General features: G+C 62.3%; 6 protein-coding genes and 2 pseudogenes. 5 read left to right on the top strand and 3 right to left on the bottom strand.

Features of this window, described 5'->3' with window-relative positions:
* Window positions 1-142 (top strand): annotated as a pseudogene (locus FS320_RS10320) (ATP-binding protein); the annotation flags it as partial.
* An 85-nt stretch (window positions 143-227) separates the two neighbouring features.
* Here the strand turns inward: FS320_RS10320 and FS320_RS47730 are convergent.
* A pseudogene (locus tag FS320_RS47730) lies at window positions 228-347 on the bottom strand (cation transporter); the annotation flags it as partial.
* 262 nt (window positions 348-609) lie between these two features.
* Here FS320_RS47730 and ilvD point away from each other — a divergent pair.
* The 4 genes from ilvD (at window position 610) to FS320_RS10295 (ending at window position 4,926) form a co-directional block, all read left to right on the top strand.
* Window positions 610-2,439, top strand: a complete 1,830-nt coding sequence (gene ilvD, locus FS320_RS10310) for a dihydroxy-acid dehydratase (RefSeq protein WP_152711383.1) — start codon at window positions 610-612, stop codon at window positions 2,437-2,439.
* 210 nt (window positions 2,440-2,649) lie between these two features.
* Complete coding sequence (locus tag FS320_RS10305) at window positions 2,650-2,952, top strand: hypothetical protein (RefSeq protein ID WP_152711382.1); 303 nt, start codon at window positions 2,650-2,652, stop codon at window positions 2,950-2,952.
* A gap of 138 nt (window positions 2,953-3,090) precedes the next feature.
* Window positions 3,091-3,408 (top strand): quaternary ammonium compound efflux SMR transporter SugE, encoded by a 318-nt coding sequence (sugE, locus tag FS320_RS10300; protein ID WP_152711381.1) that lies wholly within the window; start codon window positions 3,091-3,093, stop codon window positions 3,406-3,408.
* A 24-nt stretch (window positions 3,409-3,432) separates the two neighbouring features.
* Window positions 3,433-4,926 (top strand): sensor domain-containing diguanylate cyclase, encoded by a 1,494-nt coding sequence (locus tag FS320_RS10295; protein ID WP_152711380.1) that lies wholly within the window; start codon window positions 3,433-3,435, stop codon window positions 4,924-4,926.
* 2 nt (window positions 4,927-4,928) lie between these two features.
* Here FS320_RS10295 and FS320_RS10290 read toward each other — a convergent pair whose 3' ends face one another.
* Complete coding sequence (locus FS320_RS10290; RefSeq protein ID WP_152711379.1) at window positions 4,929-7,364, bottom strand: M10 family metallopeptidase C-terminal domain-containing protein; 2,436 nt, start codon at window positions 7,362-7,364, stop codon at window positions 4,929-4,931.
* 217 nt (window positions 7,365-7,581) lie between these two features.
* Window positions 7,582-8,952: a glutamate--cysteine ligase gene (locus tag FS320_RS10285; protein ID WP_152711378.1), complete on the bottom strand. Its 1,371-nt coding sequence runs from the start codon at window positions 8,950-8,952 to the stop codon at window positions 7,582-7,584.
* Between the last annotated feature and the right edge of the window lie 129 nt (window positions 8,953-9,081).

The raw sequence follows: 9,081 nt of genomic DNA, 5'->3' as shown, positions 1-9,081 counted from the left end.
GAACAAGAGCATCCGGGAGTGGACCGAGCTGCTGGCCGGCGACGAGGTGCTGGCCACGGCCATCCTCGACCGCCTGCTGCACCGAGCGCATGTTCTCAACATCAAGGGGCGCAGCTATCGCCTGCGGGATCTGGAGGAGGCTCTCCAGCGGGCTCACGCTTGAGCCGTCGTAAAACTGGATGTCGCCTTATCTCGTAAATCTCGGTGTCGCTTGACACGTGTCGGCGAAGCGACACCGAGCCGATGGCGAGCGCGACCGCGAACTCGATCCCGAAATAGCCCAGGTTCAGGGCCGCCACGATGGCAACAACCCGGCGCAGGCCTGGGCTGGAACTTGGATCATCCATGGTATTCGCACTCCTATGGCCGCTTCGTCTGCTTCCGGACCGTCGGCAATTCCATTGCGGCAAAGCAGGCGCGACCACAAGGAATGGCAAATTTTCTTGCAAACCGCGCAATTTCAGTCGAACAAGGCGGCAAAGTTCAGCGCATCGTGCGGAAAGGTGGACCCGGTTTTCCGCGAAGAACGATGCGCCACTCAAGGGATCGAGCATCGGATCGATCCCAAAAGTAGAATCCACTTTTGGGTCCGATGCTCTAGGGGAAACCATGCCAGCCTATCGCTCTCGTACCACCACCCACGGCCGCAACATGGCGGGGGCTCGCGGCCTCTGGCGGGCCACGGGCATGAAGGATTCCGATTTCGGCAAGCCGATCATTGCCGTGGTCAACTCCTTCACCCAGTTCGTTCCGGGCCACGTCCACCTCAAGGACCTTGGCCAGTTGGTAGCGCGGGAGATCGAGAAGGCGGGCGGCGTCGCCAAGGAGTTCAACACCATCGCGGTGGATGACGGCATCGCCATGGGCCACGACGGCATGCTCTATTCCCTGCCCTCGCGTGAGCTGATCGCGGATTCCGTGGAATACATGGTCAATGCCCATTGCGCGGACGCCATGGTCTGCATCTCCAATTGCGACAAGATTACCCCCGGCATGCTGATGGCATCCCTTCGCCTCAACATTCCGACGGTCTTCGTCTCCGGCGGACCGATGGAAGCGGGCAAGGTCGTGCTCAACGGCGTGACCAAGAAGCTCGACCTCGTGGACGCGATGGTCGCCGCCGCCGACGACAAGATTGCGGACGAGGACATCAAGGTCATCGAGCGCTCCGCCTGCCCCACCTGCGGCTCGTGCTCCGGCATGTTCACGGCCAATTCCATGAACTGCCTCACCGAGGCGCTGGGCCTCTCGCTCCCCGGCAACGGCTCGACGCTCGCCACCCATGCCGACCGCCGCCGCCTCTTCGTGGAAGCCGGCCACCTGATCGTCGACCTCGCCCGCCGCCATTACGAGCAGGACGACGCGAGCGTGCTGCCGCGCTCCATCGCCTCGTTCGCGGCCTTCGAGAACGCCATGACGCTCGACATCGCCATGGGCGGCTCGAGCAACACGGTGCTGCACCTTCTGGCCGCCGCCCATGAGGCGGAGGTCAATTTCACCATGGACGACATCGACCGCCTGTCGCGCCGCGTGCCGGTGCTCTGCAAGGTCGCGCCTGCCATCGCCAACGTGCACATGGAAGACGTGCATCGCGCCGGCGGCATCATGGGCATCCTGGGCGAGCTCGACCGTGCGGGCTTGCTCGACACCTGCGTGCCGACGGTCCACTCGGAGAGCATGAAAGCCGCCCTCGACCGCTGGGACGTATGCCGCACCAACAGCCATGCTGTGCATGAATTCTTCAGCGCCGCCCCCGGTGGCGTGCCGACGCAGACCGCCTTCAGCCAGGAAAGCCGCTACGACAGCGTGGACATGGACCGGGCGGGCGGCGTCATCCGCGACAAGGACCACGCCTTCTCGAAGGACGGCGGTCTCGCCGTTCTCTCCGGCAATCTCGCCCTCGACGGCTGCATCGTGAAGACGGCGGGTGTCGACGAGAGCATCCTGAAGTTCTCCGGCCCGGCGATCGTCTTCGAGAGCCAGGACGATGCCGTCAGCGGCATCCTCAATGGCAAGGTCGCCGCGGGCGACGTGGTCGTCATCCGCTACGAGGGCCCACGCGGCGGACCCGGCATGCAGGAGATGCTCTATCCCACGAGCTACCTGAAGTCGAAGGGCCTCGGAAAGGCTTGCGCCCTCATCACCGACGGGCGTTTCTCCGGCGGCACCTCGGGCCTCTCCATCGGCCACGCCTCGCCGGAAGCCGCCGAAGGCGGCACCATTGGCCTCGTGCAGGACGGTGATCGGATCGAGATCGACATCCCGAACCGCCGCATTCATCTGGCCGTGGCCGATACCGAGCTGGAGCGGCGGCGCGCCGAGCAGCAGGCCAGGGGCTGGCAGCCGGCTCAGCCGCGCAAGCGCAAGGTCTCGGCGGCCCTCAAGGCCTACGCGATGCTCGCCACCAGCGCCGCCAAGGGCGCCGTACGGCAGATCTGACCCTCATCGGCTGGGTGGGTGACGAATAAGCGCCGCGCCGAACGATGCGCAGGTGAAGAGAATAGGCATCGGACCAAAAAGTGCGCTCCACTTTGGGGTCCGATGTTCTGGCGCTGCCAAAGGTCTCAGTCAGACCTCGAACCTTGACGAGACACTGTCTCCTGGGGTCCAGTTGGTAAAAGCCCAAATCAGCTCGCTGCAGGATCCTGAATGACCCGCTTCGCCTTGACCGTCAGCTTCCTTCTCCTTGCCGGCCCCGGATTCGCCCAGGGAACTCCGGAGAGCGAGGCCCTCCAGCTGACCGTCCGCCCATCCGGCTATGAGGCCGAGGCCAACGAAGCGACGGAGCGACAGCAGAAGCTGCTCAGGCGGCTCGAGCAGAGCAACCACATGATCCGTTCGATCTGCGTCAATTGCGGCGACGGGTGGAAGCACCAGATCTACACTCCCTTCAATCCTCTCGCTTCGCTGGGCCGCTCCAACCCGCCCTCTGAAGAAGAAGGCGGTAACTAAGCCAGCAATCCGATTATTGGCCGCGCTTGCAGCGTATTGAGAACCTTTTCCGATCCCCCTATATTCGAAGGGGTGAGGACGACCTCGCGCCTTCATGACACCGGTAGGGACGGCCCTGCCAATGACGGAGGTCCTGTCATGGCATGGACTTGGCTCGGTCTTGCCGGCCTGTTCGAGATCGGCTGGGCCATCGGCCTGAAATACACCGACGGCTTCACCCGCCCCATTCCTTCCATTCTGACCGCCGTGAGTATGGTCATCAGCGTCGTACTGCTCGGCGTGGCGCTGAAAACCCTTCCCGTGGGAACGGGTTATGCGGTCTGGACCGGGATCGGAACGGTCGGCACGGCGCTGCTGGGAATTTATCTCTTCAGCGAGCCCGCGACAGTGATGCGCCTGGTCTGCATCGGCCTGATCGTGTCCGGAATCCTTGGCCTGAAGTTAGCCTCAGGCTAGCCACGGCAGTTATGGTTAGGGGTCATGACTGCATTTGCTCACATTAGGCCGAGATCTGCGGCACGAGGGCTGAAGGCCTTCGTCGTCGTGGTATGCCTCGTCATTGTCGGCCTTGAGGGCTGGCGCGACTGGAACGAGCGGGAGCAGGAGATCGCCCGGATCAGCGCGGAAACCCTGAACCTCGCGAAATCGCTGGTCCAGCACGCGGAGGACACCTTCGAGGTGGCTGACGCCCTCCTGGTGGACGTGGTGGACCGGGTCGAGGCCGGCGGCCTGCTTCCCAACGCGGTCAAGAGACTGGATACCTTCCTTGTCGAGCGGGTTCAGTCCCTGCAGCGTATCAAGTCCCTGTCGGTCTATGAGGACGATGGATTTCTCCTGACCAGTTCCCTGCCCGGCCATCGGGGCAAGGTGAACGCCAAAGACCAAGTTTTCTTCCAGCATCACAAGGCATCCTCCAGCAGCGACTGGTTTTTCGGCCCCCTGATCCGCGACCCGCTCGGCGGCGACTGGGTTCTCACCCTCTCCCGCCGCTTCGATAGGCCGGACGGCAGCTTCGGCGGCGTCGTTCAGGCCAGCATCCCGCCCCGCTATTTCGCCAATTTCTTCGGCCGCTTCGATATCGGAACGCAGGGCAGCATCACGCTCATTCACAGGGACGGTACGCTCCTCTCGCGCTACCCCTATACCGAACGTGCCATCGGGACCGACCTGTCGAACGAACCTCGCTTCCGGGAAGGAAAAGGTTCGGGTTCCTATGAATATGTCTCCCCGGTCGACGGGGTGACCCGCATGGGCGGCTATTACCGCAACCACATCTTTCCCATCGGCGTTCTCTCATCCGTCGGCCGGGACGAGGCGCTGGCGAGTTGGAATCGTGAATTCGTCTTCCGCACCATCGTCATCAGCCTGCTCGTCACGACGATCGCCACCCTCGGCTGGATCCTGTCTGCGGAATTGCGCCGCCGGGAGGAGGCAGAGGCCGAGCTCTCCGTCCTTGCCGTCACCGATGGCCTGACGGGTCTTGCCAACCGACGCATGTTCGACAAGCAGCTCGAGACGGAGTGGATTCGGGCCTCGCGAGAGAAATCACCGGTTTCCCTGCTTCTCGTCGATGTGGATCAGTTCAAGGCCTACAACGACATCTATGGGCACCAGGCTGGCGACGAATGCCTGCGCATCATCGCCAAGGCGATCGCGGGCGCAGCCCGCAGACCGGGCGACCTGGTGGCGCGCTATGGCGGCGAGGAGCTCGTGGTTCTTCTGCCGGACCTCGACGAGGCCGGCGCGGCGGCCGTGGCCGAGGACATCCGCGCGAAAGTCGAGGCGCTTCACGTGCGGCACGAGGCTAATATCCCGTCGCGCACCCTGACCGTCAGCATCGGCAGCGCGACCCGCGTTCCAAGCCTGGACCGGTCCCGCAACGGCCCAGAGGACCTGATCACGCTCGCCGACGCAGCCCTCTACCGGGCCAAGCAGGATGGCCGCAACCGCGTCGCGACCGCGAAAGCCGCCTGAGATCAGATAATGAGGAAGTCGTTCGAGGCGATGGACTTGTCCTTGCCGATATTGGCGAAGACCAGATGCCCGCCGGCCTTGCTGCCGTTGTGGTCGTACCACAGATTGCCCGTCCTCCCGTCGTACCCGATGTAGTCGTTGCCATCGAGCGCTTTGGCCGCTTTGACGAAATGAGACTTGCTGAGCCCGCCGGTCTTCTTCAGTGCCTTGAAGACAGCGTTCTCAAGCTGGATCGTGTCGTATTTAGCGCTCCAGTCAGTAATCGTGTCCTTGTTGCCGGACTTCGCCGGAGCGGTGTCGAACACGAACATGTCCTTGCCCTTGCCGCCGGTGAGCCTGTCGTTGCCCGCACCGCCGGCGAGCGTGTCGTCGCCGTTGCCCCCGTTGATCTTGTTGGCGGCAGAATTCCCCTTGATCCTGTTGGATAGGGCGTTGCCGGTCAGGCTGATCGCCGCGGAGCCGCTGGCCGTGAGATGCTCGACATAGGCCGCCAAGGTGTAGCTGATGGTGGTGCAGACCTCATCGGCCACTCCGCCCGTGGCAGTCTCGATCACCCGATCGTTGGCATCGTCGACATAGTAGGTATCATTCCCGCCGCCGCCCACCAGAACGTCTGCCCCTGCCATGCCGTTCAGGATGTCGTCCCCCGATCCGCCGACAAGCGAGTCACTTCCGGCAGACCCGTTGGCCATCTCGGGATTGACGTCGCCGACGGTCACGGCGAATTCCTTCTCGTAGCTGAGACCGCCGCCATCGGTAACCTTGATCTTGATCGTATGGGATTTGGCCTGCTCGTAATCGAGCAGGAGGCTATTCGCCACCTTCAGCTGATTGCCTTCAATCGTGAAACGCCCGTCCGTCGTCCCCCAAGTCCCGTCCGCCTTGAGGATCTGAAACGTGAAGCTGCTGCCTGCCGCATCCGTGGCCGAGAAGTCGCCGATCCTGGTGCCGTTCGCCGCCAGTTCGAGAACAGATGAGCCCTTAAGCGCGATATCCGTCGGCGGCATGTTCGGCTCAGGAGGCATAAGGTCGACGGCGATCTCAAGGACCGTTTCGCGCTCACCGGCATCCGCCACTTCAAGATGGAGCGTCCGTGTTTCAGTCCCACCCTGGCTATCGTTGCGATACGTGAGGGACTGAATGACCTTCTGGACGCGTGCAGGCGTCGCATTCCCGTTGAAATAAATCTCCAACGACTGGCCACTTCCGTACACATCGCCGATTTGGGTGCCATCGATGTAGATTTTCCGTCCGGATGCATCGTCATCCACAAGCGATACGCCGTTGGACGCATCGATGCCAAGCTCCTCCTGCGGGTCGAAATCTTCATCGACATAAATATAGAGGGACTTCAGAAGCCCCTCGTCGGAGCTGAGCCCGGCGTTTCGTCCGATATCGAGAAACGCCAGCTGCCCCCGTTCCGCGCTGACGGGACCCTCGGCAAAGGCCGTCAGCTCGGGGGCACCGTGTGTTGTCGTATGGCCATCGGCGAGCGTGACGATCGTCTCGATTCCGCGCCGATGGATCAGAAGACGTTCGTCGTCGCTGATCGTTCCTGCTGTCAGGATCAGCGTGTCATTGTCCGAATCGTATCCATAAATGCGCTTCGCCAGATCGACCTGACCGACCGTAATCTCGGCATCGTCGGACTTGAGGTAGATCTCGAAGCCGGAAATCGTCTTGCCGGTCAGATCGATATCCGTGCCAAAGATGGAAAGCCTGTCCCCTGCAGCTCCGCCCCCCTTTCCGTCGATCTGCCGAAGATCCTCCAACTGCTCGCTTTTGATCCAGATGAAATCGCTCTCCGATGAACCCTCGAGGGTTTCGACACCCGTGAGTTTGCTCATGGAATCAAGATGGAACCACCCGCCGCCGGTCAGGCTGAGGGTGTCATTCCCCGTTCCTCCGTCCAGTTCGTCCGCCTCGCCGATCACATCCTCATTCGCCGTGAAGATGTTGTCCGTAGCCGTGCCTTGGATGCTGTCGCCCACTGGGAGGTAGGCTTGAACATCAGCTCCATTGCTGTCTGTCAGGGCTACAGAAATGTACCGGGGCTCCGTGAAACCGGATTCGGTCGATTCGTCCTTGTATGTCAGCGAACGGATCAGCTTTTGGATCGAGGCGTCCGTTACACCGGGATCGAACTCGAACGAGAGGATATCCCGATCTACGTAGGCAACGTGCCCGATGACGGTGTTTGCAACGCGGATCTCCTTGCCCACCACAAGACCGTCCGGAAATTCCACCTCTCCTGGCGCAGTGCGGACACCGAGAAGATCGGTACTTTCGGCGCCATCGATATAAAAATCGAGGTATTGGATGGGAGAATCCCCCGCCTCGACGATTGCGTCGCTACCCTGGTCAATGAAGACAGCTTCCCCGGGCTTCCTCGAAACGGGATCAGGATATTCAAGATTGTGGATCTGCGGACCGGCCATCGTTCAACTCCCCTGCAGGGCTTCGGTCCTGGATGAGGAGACCTGCCTTGGAACCAAGGCAGCGTCGTTTGGACCGACTAATTACTCGAACGTTATTATGTTATAAAGAATGATAAGAAAAGTCCCCTCCTCAAGAAAGGATATTGCGCCTCGATTGCGGAGAATTTCGGCGCCTGAAGAGGGTCGGAGCGACGGAAACCCCGCCGCCCTTCCCGCGCTAGAACACGTATTCCCTAAAGGCAGGCAGAACCGATCCACCCCACGACCCGTGATACAGCTCCAGCAGGCGCTCGGCCTGCGTACGGCCGGAGGCGACGATCTCTTCCGCGTACGTGAGATGGTGGGTCTCGTCGCGGCCCGCTTCGTCAAGATGCGCGCGGCGCTGGAGACCGGCGCGGGATAACGCCAGCGCGTCCCGGGCGACATCCTGCGCGGAGCGGCCCGCGATGCGGGCCTTGAGGGCCTGTTTCGGGACGTCGGCGCGCAGTTGCTCGCGTTCGTCCGCATTCCAATGCTTCACCAGTTCCCACGCACCGTCGAGAGCGGCCTCATCGTAGAGAAGGCCGGTCCAGAACGCGGAGAGGGCGACGATGTGTTCGAGGTTGCCCACATCCGCGCCGCGCATTTCGAGATAGCGCTTGAGACGCACTTCCGGAAAGACAGTGGAAATGTGGTTCGCCCAATCCGAGCGCGTCGCGTGTTCGCCCGGCAATTGCGGGTGCCTGCCGGCAAAGAGGTCGCGGAAGGAAGAGCCCGCCACGTCGTGATAGGTCGAGTCGCGCTTGACGAAATACATCGGCACGTCGAGCACCCAATCCACATAACGCTCGTAGCCGAACCCGTCCTCGAACACGAAGGGAATCATGCCTGCGCGATTGTTGTCCGTGTCGCGCCAGATCTGCGAACGCATGGACAGATAGCCGTTGGGCCTGCCGTCGGTGAAGGGCGAGTTGGCGAAGATCGCGGTCGCAATCGGCTGAAGCGCGATTGAGACGCGCAGCTTCTTCACCATGTCGGCTTCGGACGCATAGTCCATATTCACCTGCACGGTGGACGTCCGGTACATCATGTCGAGGCCGAGCGAGCCGACCTTCGGCATGTAGTCCGTCATGATGCGGTAACGGGCTTTCGGCATCACAGGGGTCTCGGCGCGCGTCCAGAGTGGGCTCATGCCGAGCGTGAGAAAGCCGATGCCGTGTTCCTCCCCGACAGCCTTCGCATCGGCGATATGCTGCGCCGTCTCGCGGGCGGTCTCGTGCAGCGTCTCGAGCGGCGCACCCGACAGCTCGAACTGCCCGCCGGGTTCGAGCGAAATCGCTCCGCCGCCGACCTCGTCGGCGAGACCGATGGGGTGGTCGCCCTCCATGATCGGCGCCCAGCCGGTGCGCTCCTGCAAGCCCTCCAGGAGCGCGCGAATGCCCCGGCCCCCGTCATAGGGCACGGGCGTGGTATCGGCCGTGTAGAACGGAATCTTCTCGTGTTCGGTGCCGAGCCGCCAAGCCTCGCGCGGCTTCTCGCCGGAGGCGATCCAATCCACGAGCTCCGACCGTGCACCAATGGGGGTCGTATCGGATACGTCCCGCGCCATGCATCACCTCATCAAAAAGCGCGTTCAAGGCGCGCCGACTCAGGGTCGGGACTCCATAAGGGGCTTAAGGCCAAGGCGCAATGAGGGACGAAGACATAAAAGCGACGAGGGCGGGTCCGCTCTCATCAA

Origin of the sequence: Microvirga tunisiensis, from assembly GCF_009296175.1 — a bacterium.
GTDB classification, from domain to species: Bacteria; Pseudomonadota; Alphaproteobacteria; order Rhizobiales; family Beijerinckiaceae; genus Microvirga; species Microvirga tunisiensis.
Note: the sequence above shows the minus strand (reverse complement) of the source record. Positions and strands in the feature narration are given on the sequence as shown.

Coding starts and splice junctions, on each gene's coding strand:
- ilvD (WP_152711383.1), top strand. CDS start 610: ATGCCAGCCTATCGCTCTCGTACCACCACCCACGGCCGCAACATGGCG.
- FS320_RS10305 (WP_152711382.1), top strand. CDS start 2,650: ATGACCCGCTTCGCCTTGACCGTCAGCTTCCTTCTCCTTGCCGGCCCC.
- sugE (WP_152711381.1), top strand. CDS start 3,091: ATGGCATGGACTTGGCTCGGTCTTGCCGGCCTGTTCGAGATCGGCTGG.
- FS320_RS10295 (WP_152711380.1), top strand. CDS start 3,433: ATGACTGCATTTGCTCACATTAGGCCGAGATCTGCGGCACGAGGGCTG.
- FS320_RS10290 (WP_152711379.1), bottom strand. CDS start 7,364: ATGGCCGGTCCGCAGATCCACAATCTTGAATATCCTGATCCCGTTTCG.
- FS320_RS10285 (WP_152711378.1), bottom strand. CDS start 8,952: ATGGCGCGGGACGTATCCGATACGACCCCCATTGGTGCACGGTCGGAG.